The sequence below is a fragment of the Nonomuraea salmonea genome (genome assembly GCF_042428605.1).
GTDB classification, from domain to species: Bacteria; Actinomycetota; Actinomycetes; order Streptosporangiales; family Streptosporangiaceae; genus Nonomuraea; species Nonomuraea salmonea.
In genome coordinates, this window is sequence record NZ_JBHMCF010000034.1 from 138011 (window position 1) to 153902 (window position 15892).

Genomic DNA, 15892 nt, shown 5'->3' on the forward strand with positions numbered 1-15892 from the left:
ACCATGGCCGGTTCGAGGGCGAGGTGGATCAACGTGCCCCTGGCCCGCGTAGCCATGCTGTGCGCGGTGATGCTGTTCGTGCTGCTCGCGCACATCACGCTGGTGCAGTCGTTCGGCTCGCGCGTGCTCGACGCCGACCCCAGGAACGAGCGCACGCTGATCCTCAGGTACGCCCACCCGCGCGGCGACATCCGCACCTACGACGGCACCACCATCGCCACCAGCCGCCCCACCACCGGCGGCCCCTACCGCTACCAGCGGGTCTACCCCTTCGGCGAGCGGTACGCGGCCGTCACGGGGCACGTGTCGCTGCGCCGGGCGACCGGCGTCGAGCAGGCCCAGGAGGCCGTGCTGACCGGCGACGACCCCAGGGTCAAGGTGCGCTCGATGGTCAGCGCGGGCAGCGGGGCGGGCGCCCACGTCCGGCTGACGATCAGGGACCGCGTGCAGCGGGCCGCCCACGACGGGCTCGCCGCCGCGGGGGTGCCCGGCGCGGCGGTCGCCATCCACCCGGCGACCGGCGCCGTGCTGGCGCTGGCCAGCCATCCGACGTACGACCCCAACGCGCTGGCCACCTTCGACCGGCTCAGGCTCGCGCTGACCTCGCGGCGGCTGCGCGAGTCGCCCGATCGGCCGCTGCTCAACCGGGCGCTCAACCGGCTCTATCCGCTCGGGGCCACGTTCAAGCTGGTGACCGCCGCGGCGGCGCTGGCCTCCGGCGAGTACACGCCGACGGCCCTGGTGGACGCGCCGCCCCGGCTGCGGCTGCCCGGCTCGTCCGCGTACGTCCGCGACACCGGCTGCGGCTCCGCCCACCCGACGCTCGTGTACGCCTTCCAGTCGCCCTGCGACACCGCCTTCGCAGGCATCGGGCTGCGGCTGGGGCACGACCTGCTGCGGGACCAGGCGGAGGCGTTCGGCTTCAACGCGGGCGTGCTGCGGATCCCGCTGGCCGCGACCGGCAGCCGCTACCCGGTCACCGCCGACAGGTCGCAGACCGCGCTCGCGGCCATCGGGCGGTACGAGACCCTGGCCACGCCGCTCATGGTGGCCATGCTGTCGGCGGCGGTGGCCAACGACGGGGTGCTGATGCGGCCGTACCTGGTGGAGGACGTCCGGCTCCCCGACCGGTCGGTGGTGAGCCGGGCGGCGCCCGCGCCGTACCGCACGGTGATGTCCCCGGCGCTGGCCCGCTACCTCGCGGCCATGATGGCGACCACCCCCCGCCGCGGCGGCACCCGGTCGGCGGCCCCCGGCGTCCGCGCGGCGATGACGAGCGTCCCCCTCACGGAGGACCACGCCCTGGTCACGGCCTTCGCCCCCGCCGGCGCCCCGGAGGTCGCGGTAGGCGTCGTCCTGGAACGCCCCGGCCCTCAGGCCACCGCCGTCACCACGATCGCCCGCTCGATCATCCAGGCCGCCCTCTCCTGACCGCGGCGTCCGCTCTTGGGGTGGGCGGGGCCCTGGGCGCGAACCGTAGTTGGTGTCACACTCACAGTGATGCTGCGAACCGCCGACCCCAGCAACCTGCCGGCCGAGCCCAATCCTTTCGTGGGCCGGGAGTCCGATCTCGACGAGCTCGTCCATCTGCTCGGTGTCTCCCGGTGCGTGACCCTGTGCGGGGCGGGCGGGATCGGCAAGACGCGGCTGGCGCTGCGGCTGGCCTCCCGCCTGGGCACCGCACATCCGGCGACTCGATCCGGGGGCGTCTGCCTGATCGAGCTGGCCGATCTCGACAAGGGGGAGCTGCGCGGGCACGTGGCGGCGGCGCTCGGGATCGCCGGCGACCTCGCGGAGACGATCGGCGACCGCCGGCTGCTCCTGCTGCTCGACAACTGCGAGCCGGTGATCGGGGAGTGCGCGGAGCTGTGCAGGGACCTGCTGAGCGCCTGCAAGGGGCTGACCGTGCTGGCCACCAGCCGTGAGCCGCTGCGCGTCCCTGGCGAGACCGTGTGGCGGGTGCCGCCGCTGTCCGTCAGCAGGCCGGACGGCGGTGAGAGCGAGGCGGTGCGGCTGTTCGTGACGAGGGCGACGGCGGCGCGGCCCGAGTTCGAGCTGACCGACGAGACCAGGCCGCTGGCCGAGAAGCTGTGCCGGGCGCTCGACGGGCTGCCGCTGGCGATCGAGCTGGCCGCCGCCATGGTCAGGGTCCTGTCCGTACGCCAGCTCGTCGAGCGCCTCGACGACCGGTTCAGACTGCTGGCGGGCGGCGCGCGCACGGCCCCTGCCCGCCACCGCACACTCAGGGCGGCGGTCGACTGGAGCTACCGGCTGCTCAGTTCCCAGGAGCGCCTGCTGCTGCGCAGGACCGCCGTCTTCCGCTCGTCCTGGACCCTCGACCTGGCCGAGTGGGTCTGCGCGGGCCCGGGGCTGGCCGAGGAGGAGGTGCTGGCGCGGCTGTGCGACCTGGTGGACAAGTCGCTGGTCGTCCTCGACGGCGAGATCGCCGGGCAGGCCCGCTACCGCCTGCTGGAGACCGTCCGCGAATACGCGCTCGAGCAGCTGGCCGAGTCGGGCGAGGAGGCCGAGCTGCGCGGGCGGCACCTGGCCGCGCTGGCGAGGCTGGGGGAGCGGTTCAAGCACGCGCTGGCCCCGGGCGTACGCACGTCGTGGCCGGTGGTCGAGCGCTTCATCAACCTGTTCGACGGCCTCAAGGCGGAGGTGGGCGCGGCCTGCGACTGGTCGATCGCGACCGGTGCGGCGCGGACGACGCTCGCCCTGCTGGCCGACACCCGCTACCTGCTGATCGGCAGTGGCAGGAAGCTCGACATGGCCGAGCGGCTCGACCGGCTGCTCGCCCTCGACGACGCGCAGGTGCCGGAGGCGCTGCGCGGCCAGGCCACGATCCTGCGCGGCGAGCTGGCGCTGGCGGCGGGCGACGTCGAGCCGGCGCTGCGGCACGTACGGGCGGGTCACGAGCAGTGCGCGGCGGCCGGCGACGAGTACGGCGAGACGATAGGGGCGATCGTGCTGTCCCAGCTCACCGGCGACCAGGCCCTGCTGGACCGCGCCCTTGAGCTGACCGGACGCTCGGGCGACCTGGTGCTGGAGTCGCTGGCCAAGGCCGTCAGAGCGCGCTCGGGGCTGCACCACGGGCGGCTGAAGGAGGCCAGGCGGGACTTCCGCGACGTGCTGAGCGTCCACGAGGAGCTGGACAACCACTACGGGCAGAGCCTGGCGCACATCGGCCTGGCCCAGGTGGCGCGGCGCTCCGGCGACCTCGCGGCGGCCAGGCGGCACTACGACGCGGGGCTGCGCCTGCTGCGCCACATCGACGCCCGCCAGCACATCGTGAGCTGCCTGGCCGGCCTCGGCAGGGTGGCGCTGGACGAGGGCGACCTGACCGAGGCGCGGGCCAGGCTGACGGAGGCGCTGACGCTCAGCCGCGACGCCGGCCTGCGCGCGGGCATCGCGCGGCGGCTGGAGGCGTGGGCGGTGCTGGTGGCGGCGGAGGGCGACCACCGGCGGGCGGTGCTGCTGGCGGCGGCCGCGGTGACGCTGGGCGGGCGGCAGCCGGACGCGCGTACCGAGGACGTGCTGCGACCGGCCCGCGACCGGCTGGGCGAGGCCGTGGTCGGCGTGCTGTGGGCCGAGGGCGCCGCCATGACGGCCGAGCAGGCGGTGGCCTGCGCGCTCGACGGCGAGCTGCCCGAGCCGCCGGCCCGTCCCGTCGTGCCGGTCAGCCGCGACAGCAGGCTCACGGCCAGGGAGCGGGAGATCGCCGAGCTGGTCGCGCGCGGGCTGAGCAACAGGGCGATCGCCGAGGAGCTGGTGATCAGTCCGGCGACCGTCGCCAGGCACGTCGCCAACATGCTCGCGAAGCTGGGCTTCTCCACACGTACACAGATCGCCGCATGGGTGATCGGCGGCCGGTGACGTCTCTACACATCCCGGCGCCCGTCGGCTTACATCGTCGAATGGCCATGTCAGCGCATGTGCGGGGGCATTGTGCACGCCTACCGTTCTTCGTGTGATCGGCCGTGCCGCGCGATCCCCGTCTCATCCCAACGGGGAGCCGCGCAGCCGTTCGGTCGATGACGTCACGCACCCACACGGGGAGCGGCCTTCTCGGAGGGGTGGGGGCCGGGCCCCGGGCGCGTGACAGCGGGCCCGGGTCGCGCAGGGCTCGGGCCCGCCCACACGTTCCTCCCCATCGCCGAATGCACATCCGCCTACATAGATCGGTGGATGCTCGCCCGCCTGACCCCGCCGTACGTTGGCGGGCATGAGACCCACCGCCCCGGCCACCGGCACCGTGATCCACGAAGTGTTCCGCCGGGCCTACGAGCGTGGCGACCGGCCCGCGCTGGTCGACCTGCGGGGCGGTCACGTCTACGGCTACCGGCGGCTGGTGACCGAGGTGACCAGGGCCGCCTCGGGGCTCGTGCGCAGGGGCGCCCGGCGTGACCAGGTGGTGGGCGTACATGTCTCCACGGCGGGGGCGCAGACGCTGGCGGTGCACACCGTGGTGGCCGCGGGCGGGGTGGCGGCGCCGGTCGAGGCGGGGGCGGGGGCGTACGAGCTGGCCGAGCGGCTGCGCGAGTGCGACGCCCGCGCTCTGATCACCACGCCTGACCTGGCCGAGTCGGCGATCCAGGCGGCCGAGCTGTCGCGGGTGCGTCAGATCTACTCGCTGGGCCGCGCGCTCGACACGATCGACTTCCGCTGCCTGCTCACGCTGGAGCCGACCGCGCTGCCCGCGCTCGACGCGGCGAGCCAGCCCGCGCTGCTGCTGGCCGACGGCCGCCGCCTGTCCCACGCGGAGCTGCTGGCCCGGATGGCGGAGCTCGATGTGCGCCTTCACCTGGCCGAGTCCGACGTGGTGCTGACCACGTGGCGGCCCGACGGCGGCTGCGACCTGCTCGCCCTGGTGGCGCTCGGGGTGTCGAAGGGCGCTCTGGTGGTGGCGGCGGGCGGCGGTGACCTGGCGGGCACCCGGCACGACTTCGGCGTCACCGTGCTCGCGGGCCCTGGCGGCACGATGGAGCGCGTCTGACGGCCCGAATATGCGGAGCTGTTACCGCCCATCCCTTGACGAGGCGCGGCACGAAGTGGGTTGATAGCCACACGTTGACAACGTTGTCAAGTGTCAAACCTTCGGGGGGATCGAAGGGATGGTGTGGGCATGCGACGGTGGTTAGCAGCCGTATCGATCACGATGGTCAGCGTGCTGGGTCTGGCGGCCTGCGGAGGCGACGGCGGCGGACAGACGGCGCAGACACCCGCGGCGGAAGGCGGCGGGAAACAGCAGGTTGAGGTCTTCTCCTGGTGGACAGGGCCGGGTGAGGCCGACGGCCTGCAGGCGATGAAGAAGATCTTCGAGGAGAAGAACCCGAACTACACCTTCTTCGACGCCGCGGTGGCGGGCGGCTCCGGCGACAAGGCCAAGGCGCTGCTGCAGTCGAAGCTCCAGGCCAGCACGCCGCCCGACACGTTCCAGGGTCACGCGGGCGCCGAGCTGCAGGGCTACATCAAGGCCGGCAACCTGGAGGACCTGACCCCGCTCTACGACGAGCTGAAGCTGAAGGACGTCTTCCCCGAGCAGCTCGTGGAGCAGATCAGCGTCGACGGCAAGATCTACTCCGTGCCGGTGAACATCCACCGCTCGAACGTCCTGTGGTTCAACCCGGCCGTGCTGAAGGAGGCCGGTGTCGCGGGCGCGCCCAAGACGATCGAGGAGTTCGTCGCGGCGCTGGAGAAGGTCAAGGCCAAGGGCAAGATCCCGCTGTCCATCGGGTCGGAGTGGACGGTCACCCACCTGCTGGAAAGCGTGCTGCTCGGCACGCTCGGCGCCGACGCCTACAACGCGCTGTTCAAGCCGGGCGCCGACTGGAACAGCCCGCAGGTGACGACCGCCCTGCAGAGCTTCGCCAAGATCATGGAGTACGCGGGCGACCCGCAGGACGACTGGCAGCCGGCCGCCAAGCAGGTGGCCGACGGCGAGGCGGCGTTCAACATCATGGGCGACTGGGCCTACGGCTACTTCCACAACCCGCCGGAGGGCGGCCTCGGCAAGACGTCGAAGACGGACTTCGACTGGGCGCCGTCGCCCGGCACCGAGGGCACGTACCTGTGGCTGTCCGACAGCTTCACGCTCCCCAAGGGCGCGAAGAACCGCGAGGGCGCCACGGCGTGGCTGAAGGTGGCCGCCAGCAAGGAGGGCCAGGACGCCTTCAACCCGAAGAAGGGCTCCATCCCCGCCCGCAAGGACGCCGACCAGTCGCTCTACACCGACTACCTGGCGGACGCGCTGAAGGACTGGTCGAGCAACAAGCTCGCCGGCTCCATCCAGCACGGCGTGGCGGTGAACCAGCCCTGGCTGGCCGCGATCAACGAGGCGGTCGGCCTGTTCATCGGCACCAAGGACGTCAAGGCGCTGCAGCAGGCGCTGGCCGACGCGGCCACGGCCAACGCGCAGTAACAGCCGCTCGACAACGGCACGGTGCGGCGGGCCCGGATCGCGGGCCCGCCGCACCCGTGGGAGGTCATTCTTGTGAGGCGGGCACGCTCGTGGCTGCCCGGGCTCCTCCTCGTGACACCGTCGATCATCCTGATCGGCGTCTTCGTGTACGGCATGCTGGGCTGGAACTTCCGCCTGGCGATGACCGACAAGCACGATGAGGTGTCCGAGGGGAAGTTCGTGGGGCTGCAGAACTTCGTGGACATCTGGGACCAGCCCCGCTGGCACCTTTCCGTGAACCACGCGATCGTCTTCACGATCGTCTTCGTGCTGGGGGCGCTGCTGCTCGGCTGGCTCCTGGCGTTCCTGATGGAGAAGGGGATCAGGGGCGAGGGCACGTTCCGCGCGATCTACCTGTTCCCGATGGCGATCTCGTTCGTCGCGACCGGCATCGTGTGGCGGTGGCTGATGAACTCCGGGACGGGGGAGCGGGCGGTCGGTCTGAACCGGCTGTTCGACTGGATCGGGCTGCCGCAGTGGCAGTGGTTCCGTGACCCCGACTGGGGGATGGCCGCGATGGCGCTGCCAGCGATCTGGCAGATGTCCGGATATATCATGGCGCTTTTCCTGGCCGGGTTCCGCGGCGTCCCCGAGGAGCTGCGCGAGGCCGCCCGCGTGGACGGCTGCAACGAGTGGGGCGTCTACCGGCACGTGGTGCTGCCCATGCTCAGGCCGGTCACGCTCTCGGCGCTGATCATCCTCGGGCACATCTCGCTCAAGGTCTTCGACCTGATCGTGGCGGTGTCCGGCAAGCAGATCATCACGGACGTGCCCGCGGTGTTCATGTGGGTCGCGGTCTTCGACTCGCACGACCCGGCCAAGGGGGCCACGATCGCGTCCTACATCGTGCTCAGCGTGGCGATCTTCGTGATCCCGTACCTGATCTGGTCGGTGCGTAAGGAGAGGCGTTCATGACGGCGGTGGCCGGGCGCAGGGCGACGGGCTTCCAGTACGCGCGGCTCGTCGTGCTGATCCTGTTCGTCCTGATCTTCCTCATCCCGATCTACGTCCTGCTGGTCACCAGCTTCAAGCCGCTCACCGAGGCCGACCCCGGGCAGGCGTGGAACCTGCCGCAGACGTGGACGACCGAGGCATGGCGGGTGGCCTGGGAGAAGCTGGCCCCCGGCCTGTGGAACAGCGTGCTGCTCGCGGTGCCAGGATCGCTGCTGTCGTGCGCGCTCGGCTCCATGAACGGCTACGTGCTGTCCAAATGGCGCTTCCCCGGGGCCGACGTGCTGTTCACGCTGTTCCTGTTCGGCATGTTCATCCCCTACCAGGGCGTGATGATCCCGCTCGTGCAGCTCCTCGTCGGGCTCAACGACCTCACCGGGCTCCAGGGCGTCTTCTACGGCGGCATCCCCGGCCTGGTGCTGGCGCACGTCGTGTACGGCATCCCGATCTGCACGCTGATCTTCCGCAACTACTACGTGACGATCCCCGACGAGCTGATCGAGGCGTCACGGGTGGACGGGGCCGGCATGCTGCGGGCGTACTGGTCGGTCATCCTGCCGGTGTCGGGGCCCGCGATCGCCGTGGTGATCATCTGGCAGTTCACCTCGATGTGGAACGACTTCCTGTTCGCGGTGTTCCTCACCGGGCCGACGAGCTGGCCCACGACCGTGATGCTGAACAACATCGCGGGCGCGCAGGCCACCCCGTACAGCCAGCAGATGGCCGCCGCCATCCTGGCGTCGATCCCGACGATGCTGATCTACGTGCTGCTCGGCCGGTTCTTCATGCGCGGGCTCATGGCGGGCGCACTCAAGGGTTAGCTCGGATTGGCGAGGTGGGCGACGGGCTCGCCGCGTACGTAGCGGGCCACGTCGGCGGCCACGATCGCGGCCGCCTTCATCGCCGTCTCCTTGCTGGCCCCGGCCAGGTGCGGGGTCATCACCAGGTTCGGCGTCGTGAGCAGGCGTGAGCCCGGCGGGATCGGCTCGTCGGGGAAGACGTCGCACGCGGCGCCGAACAGGTGGCCGGAGTCGAGCGCGTCGCACAGCGCGTCGTAGTCGAGCAGCGCGCCCCTCGCGCAGTTGACCAGCACCGAGCCGGCCGGCATGGCGGCGATCTCGGCCTTGCCGATCATCCCGGTGGTCTCGGGGGTGGCGCGGGCGTGCAGGGAGACGAACAGCGAGCGTTCGAGCAGCTCGGGCAGGCCGACGTTGCCGGGCACGTCCACGTAGGGGTCGTGGACGAGCACGGTCGCGCCGAACCCTTCGAGCATGCGGGCCACCCTGCTGCCGATCGCGCCGTAGCCGACCAGGCCGACCGTGTTGCCCTCCAGCTCGGGCCCGACCCGGTCGTAGGTGTAGTAGTCGCCCCGCCACACCCCGGCGGCCAGCTCAGCGTGGGTCTGCGGGATGCGCCGGGTGGCGGCGAGCAGCATGGCGAGCGTGTGCTCGGCGGTGGCCACCGCGTTGCGGCCCGGCGCGAACGTCACCTTCACCCCGGCCTCGGACGCCGCCTCCAGGTTGGCGTTGACCGGACCTCCCCTGCTCACGCAGAACAGCCGCAGCTCCGGCGAGGCGTCCAGGACCCGCTTGGTCAGCGGCGCCATCTGGGTGACGCACACCTCCACCCCGCGCAGCGCCTCGATCAGCTCGTCCTCCACGTCGGACGCCTCGTCCACCTCGCCCACCCGGCCGAACGGCTCGACCGGCCAGGGCAGCGTCAGCTCGCGGACGTCCAGCTCACCGGGCACCGCGCTCTTCAGCGCGTCGATGAGCAGGCTGTTCCTGACGAAGTGGTCGCCTGCGGCAAGGACTTTGAGTGTCAACGAACGGCTCCAATCGGGGAGTTGTACTGCAGCATCGCCACCCGTCCCGTACGGGCGTCGCACAGGCGCAGCTCGGTCAGTGCGCAGTTGTCGAGCCGGGGGAACAACCGCCGGTACTCGCCGAGCGGCACTCCCAGCAGCCCGCACAGGGCGAGCCTGATGGCGGTCGTGTGCGCGACCACCAGCACTCGGCCTCCGGAGTGCGCGGCGGCGATGTCGTCGAGCGCGGCGGTGAAGCGGCCCGCGGCCTCGTACGGGTCCTCGCCACCCGGCAGCGGGTTCCCGGCCGGGTCGGCCTCGAACGCGGCCCTGGCCTCGGGGAATCGGGCCTTCATCTCGGCCGAGGTGAGCCCTTCGCCCTGACCGAAGTCCAGCTCGCGCAGCCGCTCGTCGGTCCGCACGGGCAGTCCGGCCTGGTCGGCGGCGGCCTGGGCGGTGATCCTGGCCCGGCTCAGCGTGGACGCCCACACGGCGGTGAGTCCCGCTCCCGCCGCCCAGGACGCCAGCTCGGCGGCCTGTTCGCGGCCGCGTGGGGTCAGCTCGACGTCGCTGATCCCGGCGTAGCGGTTCTCGGCGTGCCAGACGGTCTCGCCGTGGCGGACGAGAACGAGGTCGGTCATCGGGTGGTCCTCTCACGGGCGTGTGCGGCGGCCCGGCCGTCGAGCCAGCCGCGTTGTTCGAGCTCGGCCACGAACCGCAGGTACGGCCCGCGCACGCCGGCGTCCGACGGCTCGACGACGGCGCTCGTCCTGATCATGGCGGCCGGGTCGCCGCCCGCCAGGACGGCCATGCCCAGGGCGGGCTCGGCGTTCTCGCGCAGCGTCACCGGGCGTTCCAGCACGTCGGCGCGCAGTCGTGTCCAGTAGGCGCTCCTGGTGGCGCCGCCGGTCAGGATGATCTCCCCGTCCACGGGCGCGCCGAGCAGGTCGAGGTAGTCGAAGCAGAGCCGCTCGACGAAGGCCGCGCCGAGCAGGATGGCGGCGTAGCGCTCGACGTCGTCGGCCGGCTCCCCGAGCGTGAAGCCCTCGGCGGCGGGCGCCGCGAACGGGAAGCGCTCGCCCCGCGACACCAGCGGATACGTGACGACCGGCGGCAGGCGGCGGCCGTACCGCTCGGCGGCCCGCCGGCTGAGCGCGTCGAGGTCGGCGCCCGGCAGGTCGCGGGAGAGCACGCCGGCGCCCGTGCTTGAGGCGCCGCCGGGCAGCCAGGAGCCGTCGGGCGCGCGGTGGGAGTAGACCACGCCGAGCGGGTCGTGGATCAGCTCCTTGGTGACGCCCTTGAGCACCAGCGTCGTGCCGATCACCGAGTTCCAGCTGCCCGGCTGCCGGGCGCCCGCGCCGAGCTGGGCGGCGCAGCCGTCGGTGGTGCCGGCGATCACCGGGGTGCCCTCGGGCAGGCCGGTCTCCTCCGCCGCCGCCGCGCACACCGTGCCGAGCCGGGCGCCGGGGCGTACGACGGCGGGCAGCATGCCCTCGGGCACGCCCAGCACGTCGAACACGTCGGAAGGCCAGCGCTCGTCGATCAGGTCCACGCCGGTCTTGAGCGCGTTGCTCAGGTCGGTGGCCACCTCGTGGCCGACCAGGCGGCGGTTGACGAAGTCGCTCTGGTGGGCGGCGCGGGCGCCTGGAGGGGCGTCGCGCAGCAGCCACAGCAGCTTCGGCAGGGCCCAGTTCGGCTGCATGCGGCGGTAGCCGAGCCGTTCCCACACCGCGGCGCCCGCCTCGTTGGCGCGGGTGGCGTCGGCGCGGCGGTCGTCGTACATGAGGGCGGGCGTCACGGCGCGGCCCTCGGCGTCGGTCAGCAGGATCGTTCCAGAGGTGGCGTCCACGGCGACGCCTTCGACCCGCTCACCGGCGGGCACGCCGCGCAGCGCCTCGCGGGTGGCCGCGGCCAGCTCCCGCCACCACTGCTCGGGGTCCTGCTCGTGCCGCGGCCCGTCGCGGTGGCTGGTCAGCGGGCGGCTGCCGGTGCCGAGCACCCGGCCGTCGCCCGCCACGGCCAGCGCGCGCACGCTCTGGGTTCCGAGGTCGATGCCGATCCACACGCTCATGTACGGTCCCTCAGCTCGGCCAGCAGCGGCCAGTTCTCGGCGGTGCCGCCGCGCAGGGTCAGGAAGGCGGCGAAGAGGTCGTCGTAGAGTGCCCTGCGGCCGGGGCCGGGCTCGACGGCCTGGCGCAGCCGTACGTGCTGCGTTGCCGCCTCGGCGACCGACGGCGCCCCGCCCGTGGCCGCCATCCCCACCAGCGCCGCCCCGCGCGCGCCCACCTCGGTGTCGGTGGAGCGGCGCACCGGCAGCCCGGTGACGTCGGCGATGAGCTGCAGCCAGACCGCGCTGTTCGCGCCGCCGCCGCACACCCGCAGCTCGGTCGGCGCCGCCCCGGTCGCCGCCAGGCAGTCGCGGATCACCATGGTCAGCCCCTCGAGCACGGCCCGCGCGACGTGGCCCCTGCCGTGCTCGAACGACATGCCGAGCAGCGCGCCCCTGGCCAGCGGGTCGGAGAACGGCGCCCGCTCACCGGCCGGCGACAGGTACGGCAGGAACGCCAGCCCGCCCGCGCCCGGCTCGCTCGTCATGGCCAGCTCGCCCAGCTCGTCGGGGGCCGACAGCCCCAGCAGGCGGCACGTCCACTGCACCACCTCGGTGCCCGCGAACGTGGGGAAGGCCCGCAGGTAGCCGCCGGGCAGGGCGATCGTGATGCCGGTCGGCGGGCCGTCGAGGTCGGGCGCGGCGGCGATGACCTCGGTGCACAGCGTGGTGCCGAGGATGCCGCACGCCTGCCCTGGGCGGACCGCGCCGGAGCCGAGTGCCGTGGCGGCGATGTCGTACGGGGCCATGACCACCGGCGTGCCCGGCGCGAGCCCCAGCGTCTCGGCGGCCCGCGCGGTGAGCCCGGCGACCGGCGTCGGCCTGATCGGCGGCAGCAGCCGCTCGGCCCACTCCAGGCCGAACAGGCGCAGCAGCTCGGGCGAGTACGCCCGTTCCCGCAGGTCCATGAACGGTGCCGAGGCGTCGGACTCGTCGGCGGCGATCTCCCCGGTCATCCGGGAGAAGATCCAGCCGCCGCAGGTCAGCATGGCGCTGGAGCGGCCGAGGCGATCGGGGTCGTGGGCGCGCAGCCAGGTGAGGATGGCGTGCGGCAGCCCGGACGCGGCCGACGAGCCGTTGCGGCGGAACGCGGTCTCGGCCAGGCCGTCGCGCGTCCAGGCGGCCACGGCTGCGGCGGCCCTGGCGTCGTTCCACAGGATGGCGGGGCCGGTGGGCTCGCCCGCGGCGTCGACCAGCCAGCAGCCGTCGCCCTGGGCGGTGACCGCGACGAACTCGGCCCCACCCGTCTGGGCGGCGACCTCGCGCACGGTCTCGGCCACCGCGTCCCAGACGGCGTGCATGTCCTGCTCGGTGTGGCCGGGCGCGGGCCTGGTGACCACGGTCGCGCGGCGGGCCACGGCCGCCTCGGCGCCGGCGTCGTCGTACCCGACGGCCTTGATGACCGTGGTGCCGGCGTCCACGCAGATGATCGCCATCATGCCCTGCCGTGCGAGGTCCTGGACCGGCGCGAGACCGAGTCGACGATCACGGCGAGCAGCAGCACCGCGCCGGTCACCACGAACCGGATCGAGGAGTCGAGGTTGAGCAGTGTCAGGCCGCTGGAGATGGACTGGATGACGATGATGCCGAGCAGCGCGCCGAACGCGGTGCCGCGCCCGCCGAACAGGCTGGTGCCGCCGATCACCGCCGCGGCGATCGCGTTGAGGTTGACGTCGCCCGCGCCGCTGCTCTGGTTGGCCGCCGCCAGCCTGGCCGCGGCGAGGATGCCGCCGACCGCGGCGAACGTCGAGCAGAGCACGAACACCGAGGTGTAGACGGCCCGGACGTTGATGCCGGCGCGGCGTGCGGCCTCGACGTTGCCGCCGACGGCGTACACGGATCTGCCCCACTTCGTCCGTGACAGCAGGTAGTGCATGATCAGCACCAGCGCCACGAAGAAGACGAACATCCAGCCCACGCCGCGCGTCTGCCCGAGGTACCAGACCACGAACGCGAGCACCGCGAGCAGCGCCACGCTCCGCACGACCAGCGTCGTCGTGCTGCGGGCCGACAGCCCGGCCTTGCGCCGCTGCCTGGCGTGCAGGTAGCCGCCGGCGAACAGCCAGCCGGCCGCGATCACCGCGAACGTGTACGAGAGCCACGCGGGCACGAAGTCGAGCTGCGCGAAGTTCACCAGGCCCGAGTCGAACGGCAGGTTGATCGACCCCTTGGTGCCCAGCACGTAGAGCTGGAAGCCGAGGAAGGCGAGCAGCCCGGCCAGCGTGATGACGAAGCTGGGCACCCCGAACCGGTTGAACAGCTGCCCGTACACCCAGCCGATGACCGCGCCCATGAGCACCGACGCGGCGATCGCCACCCACACGGGCAGGCCCTGGCCGACGAAGAGCACCGCGAGCACCGCGCCCGACAGGCCGCTGACCGAGCCGACGGACAGGTCGATCTGGCCGACGAGCAGCACGCACACGATGCCGAGCGCGATGACGCCGACGGCGGCCGACTCCAGCGTGAGGTTCACCAGGTTCGCGCTGGACAGGAAGATCGGGTTGAGCGCCTGGAAGACCGACCAGATGACGATCAGGCCCACCACGACGGGGATGACGCCGAGGTCGCCGCCGCGGGCCCGCTCCACCACGTCGGAGAGCGCGCCCCGCAGGCCCTCGCTCTGCCGCAGCCGCTCGTCCTGGCGGTCGGTGGTCACGGCGGTCATGACACCTGTCCTCCTTGTGCTCCCTGGCCGCGCTGGGCCCGGCGGGACACCGCGTTGTCGGTGGCGCCGGTGATGGCCGAGATGATGTCCTCGGTGGTGACCTCGTCCACGGCGAACACGCCGTTGTTGCGGCCGAGCCGCAGCACCGCGACGGTGTCGGCGACGGCCTTCACGTCGGCCATGTTGTGGCTGATCATGATCACGCCGAGGCCGTTCTCGCGCAGCCGCTCGACCAGGTTGAGCACCTCGGCGGTCTGGGCCACGCCGAGCGCGGCCGTGGGCTCGTCCAGGATGATCACCTTGGGGTCGCCGAGCAGCGACCGCGCGATGGCGACGGTCTGCCGCTGGCCGCCCGACAGGGCCGCGACCGGCACCCGCACGCTCGGGATCTTGGCCGAGAGCTGGCGCAGCAGCTCCCACGAGCGGGTCTCCATGGCCACGTCGTTGAGCCGCAGCGGGCGGATCTCCTGGCCGAGGAAGAGGTTCTGGATGACGTTGAGGTTCTCGCACAGCGCGAGGTCCTGGAAGACCGTGGCGATGCCGAGCCGGTGCGCGGCGGCCGGGGTGGGGATGTGCACCTCGCGGCCCTCGAACGTGATCGTGCCCGCGTCCGGCGGGTGCACCCCCGACAGGATCTTGACCAGCGTGGACTTGCCCGCGCCGTTGTCGCCGACGACCGCCACGACCTGGCCGGCGTCCACGTCGAGCTCGATGTCGGTGAGCGCGGCGACCGCGCCGAACGTCTTGCTGATCCCCCGGAGGGACAGAACGCTCATCACTTGATTCCGAGCTCGTCGCAGCCCTTGGCGTACTCGCCGGTGCACACCTCGGACGCCTTCATGATGCCGCTGTCGAACAGCACCTCCTTGACGTTCTCCTTGGTGACGACCGTGGGGACGAACAGCTCGGACGGTGTGTCGTACAGCGTGGTCTTGCCGGCGGGCTTCTTGCCCTGCATGAACTCCCAGGCCACGTTCGCCGACGCCTCGGCCACGATCTTGATGGGCTTGGAGATCGTGTTGTACTGGTCACCGTTGATGATGCGCTGGGCGGCGGCGATCTCGGCGTCGTTGCCGGTGACCGGCGGCACCTTCACGCCGGCGGCCTTGAACGCGGCGATCGCGCCGCCGCCGGTGCCGTCGTTGGCCGCGACCACGCCGACGATCTGGTCCTTGAACTGGGTGATCTGGCCGCTGACCCAGGTCTGGGCCTTCTCCGGCTGCCAGTCGGGGGTGTCGTACTCGGCCAGCAGCTTGAAGCCGCTGGGGTCGACCGCGCTGTGGATGCCCTTCTTGATCAGCCCGGCCGCCGCGTCGGTGGGGGAGCCGTTGACCTGGAGGATGCCGCCCTCGGCCTTCTCCTCCTTGAGGTGGTCGACGAGGGACTGCGCGATCAGCTGGCCGATCTTCTCGTTGTCGAACGAGATGTAGTAGTCGGCGGGGGTGGCCGGGATGGGCCGGTCGTAGGCGATGATCGGCACCTGCTGCGACTGCGCCGACTTGACGATGGTGGCCGCGGCGGCGGAGTCGACCGGGTCGATCACGATGGCCTTGACGCCCTGCGCGAGCGCGGAGTTGGCCTGTTGCTGCTGCTTGGAGGCGTCGGAGTCGGCGTTCTGGTAGATGACCTCGCAGGTCGGGCAGAGCTGCTTCATCTTCGCCTCGAACAGCGGCTTGTCCTGCAGCTCGTAGCGCGTGGACGCGAGGTCGGGCATGAGGAAGGCGACCTTGGCGTTCTGCGGGTCGCCGCCTCCCCCGGTGTCCCCGCCGGTCGAGCCGGCGCCGGAGCCGCAGGCGGCCAGCACGGAGGCGGCGAGCACGGCCGCCGCGGCGAACGCGGAGGTCCGCATCTGAGCTCTGTTCACGGGTTGTTACCTCACTTACGCCAGGTTTCTGAACGCAC

At 72.3% G+C, this 15892-nt stretch carries 13 protein-coding genes; 6 read left to right on the forward strand and 7 right to left on the reverse strand.

What is annotated here, in order from left to right:
- Window positions 1-3 precede the first annotated feature (3 nt).
- The 6 genes from ACFFR3_RS28405 (at window position 4) to ACFFR3_RS28430 (ending at window position 8232) form a co-directional block, all read left to right on the forward strand.
- Window positions 4-1431, forward strand: a complete 1428-nt coding sequence (locus ACFFR3_RS28405) for a penicillin-binding transpeptidase domain-containing protein (RefSeq protein WP_379484136.1) — start codon at window positions 4-6, stop codon at window positions 1429-1431.
- Between the two features lie 69 nt (window positions 1432-1500).
- On the forward strand, window positions 1501-3876 hold the full coding sequence (locus ACFFR3_RS28410; protein WP_379484137.1) for an ATP-binding protein: 2376 nt from the start codon (window positions 1501-1503) through the stop codon (window positions 3874-3876).
- 349 nt (window positions 3877-4225) lie between these two features.
- Window positions 4226-4996, forward strand: a complete 771-nt coding sequence (locus tag ACFFR3_RS28415; RefSeq protein ID WP_379484138.1) for an AMP-binding protein — start codon at window positions 4226-4228, stop codon at window positions 4994-4996.
- 129 nt (window positions 4997-5125) lie between these two features.
- Window positions 5126-6421 (forward strand): ABC transporter substrate-binding protein, encoded by a 1296-nt coding sequence (locus ACFFR3_RS28420; protein ID WP_364369814.1) that lies wholly within the window; start codon window positions 5126-5128, stop codon window positions 6419-6421.
- Window positions 6422-6493: 72 nt separating this feature from the next.
- A complete protein-coding gene (locus ACFFR3_RS28425) occupies window positions 6494-7375 on the forward strand; it encodes a carbohydrate ABC transporter permease (RefSeq protein WP_379484139.1) in 882 nt (293 codons plus the stop codon).
- Window positions 7372-8232, forward strand: a complete 861-nt coding sequence (locus tag ACFFR3_RS28430) for a carbohydrate ABC transporter permease (RefSeq protein ID WP_364369820.1) — start codon at window positions 7372-7374, stop codon at window positions 8230-8232. Before ACFFR3_RS28425 ends, ACFFR3_RS28430 begins: the two co-directional genes overlap by 4 nt.
- On the opposite strand, the gene ACFFR3_RS28435 is transcribed toward ACFFR3_RS28430, so the two are convergent.
- Genes ACFFR3_RS28435 through ACFFR3_RS28465 form a run of 7 tightly spaced genes read right to left on the reverse strand, consistent with a single transcriptional unit; the run spans window position 8229 to window position 15854 of the window.
- The gene (locus ACFFR3_RS28435; RefSeq protein WP_364369823.1) at window positions 8229-9236 is read right to left on the reverse strand and encodes a 2-hydroxyacid dehydrogenase; all 1008 of its coding nucleotides are present in this window, start codon (window positions 9234-9236) and stop codon (window positions 8229-8231) included. The genes ACFFR3_RS28430 and ACFFR3_RS28435 overlap by 4 nt on opposite strands.
- The gene (locus tag ACFFR3_RS28440; RefSeq protein ID WP_345389086.1) at window positions 9233-9856 is read right to left on the reverse strand and encodes a histidine phosphatase family protein; all 624 of its coding nucleotides are present in this window, start codon (window positions 9854-9856) and stop codon (window positions 9233-9235) included. The genes ACFFR3_RS28435 and ACFFR3_RS28440 overlap by 4 nt, the downstream gene beginning before the upstream one ends.
- A complete protein-coding gene (locus ACFFR3_RS28445; RefSeq protein WP_379484140.1) occupies window positions 9853-11286 on the reverse strand; it encodes an FGGY-family carbohydrate kinase in 1434 nt (477 codons plus the stop codon). Before ACFFR3_RS28445 ends, ACFFR3_RS28440 begins: the two co-directional genes overlap by 4 nt.
- Window positions 11283-12761, reverse strand: a complete 1479-nt coding sequence (locus tag ACFFR3_RS28450; RefSeq protein ID WP_379484141.1) for an FGGY family carbohydrate kinase — start codon at window positions 12759-12761, stop codon at window positions 11283-11285. The genes ACFFR3_RS28445 and ACFFR3_RS28450 overlap by 4 nt, the downstream gene beginning before the upstream one ends.
- Window positions 12758-13990: a sugar ABC transporter permease gene (locus tag ACFFR3_RS28455; RefSeq protein WP_345389078.1), complete on the reverse strand. Its 1233-nt coding sequence runs from the start codon at window positions 13988-13990 to the stop codon at window positions 12758-12760. Before ACFFR3_RS28455 ends, ACFFR3_RS28450 begins: the two co-directional genes overlap by 4 nt.
- Window positions 13987-14766 (reverse strand): ATP-binding cassette domain-containing protein, encoded by a 780-nt coding sequence (locus ACFFR3_RS28460; protein WP_364369835.1) that lies wholly within the window; start codon window positions 14764-14766, stop codon window positions 13987-13989. Before ACFFR3_RS28460 ends, ACFFR3_RS28455 begins: the two co-directional genes overlap by 4 nt.
- Complete coding sequence (locus ACFFR3_RS28465) at window positions 14766-15854, reverse strand: ABC transporter substrate-binding protein (RefSeq protein WP_364369838.1); 1089 nt, start codon at window positions 15852-15854, stop codon at window positions 14766-14768. Before ACFFR3_RS28465 ends, ACFFR3_RS28460 begins: the two co-directional genes overlap by 1 nt.
- Window positions 15855-15892: the final 38 nt, after the last annotated feature.

Bases quoted from the DNA above. Each gene is read 5' to 3' on its own strand.
- ACFFR3_RS28410 (WP_379484137.1), top strand. From the start codon at position 1,501: ATGCTGCGAACCGCCGACCCCAGCAACCTGCCGGCCGAGCCCAATCCT.
- ACFFR3_RS28420 (WP_364369814.1), top strand. From the start codon at position 5,126: ATGCGACGGTGGTTAGCAGCCGTATCGATCACGATGGTCAGCGTGCTG.
- ACFFR3_RS28445 (WP_379484140.1), bottom strand. From the start codon at position 11,286: ATGAGCGTGTGGATCGGCATCGACCTCGGAACCCAGAGCGTGCGCGCG.
- ACFFR3_RS28450 (WP_379484141.1), bottom strand. From the start codon at position 12,761: ATGATGGCGATCATCTGCGTGGACGCCGGCACCACGGTCATCAAGGCC.
- ACFFR3_RS28430 (WP_364369820.1), top strand. From the start codon at position 7,372: ATGACGGCGGTGGCCGGGCGCAGGGCGACGGGCTTCCAGTACGCGCGG.
- ACFFR3_RS28415 (WP_379484138.1), top strand. From the start codon at position 4,226: ATGAGACCCACCGCCCCGGCCACCGGCACCGTGATCCACGAAGTGTTC.
- ACFFR3_RS28460 (WP_364369835.1), bottom strand. From the start codon at position 14,766: ATGAGCGTTCTGTCCCTCCGGGGGATCAGCAAGACGTTCGGCGCGGTC.
- ACFFR3_RS28455 (WP_345389078.1), bottom strand. From the start codon at position 13,990: ATGACCGCCGTGACCACCGACCGCCAGGACGAGCGGCTGCGGCAGAGC.
- ACFFR3_RS28440 (WP_345389086.1), bottom strand. From the start codon at position 9,856: ATGACCGACCTCGTTCTCGTCCGCCACGGCGAGACCGTCTGGCACGCC.
- ACFFR3_RS28405 (WP_379484136.1), top strand. From the start codon at position 4: ATGGCCGGTTCGAGGGCGAGGTGGATCAACGTGCCCCTGGCCCGCGTA.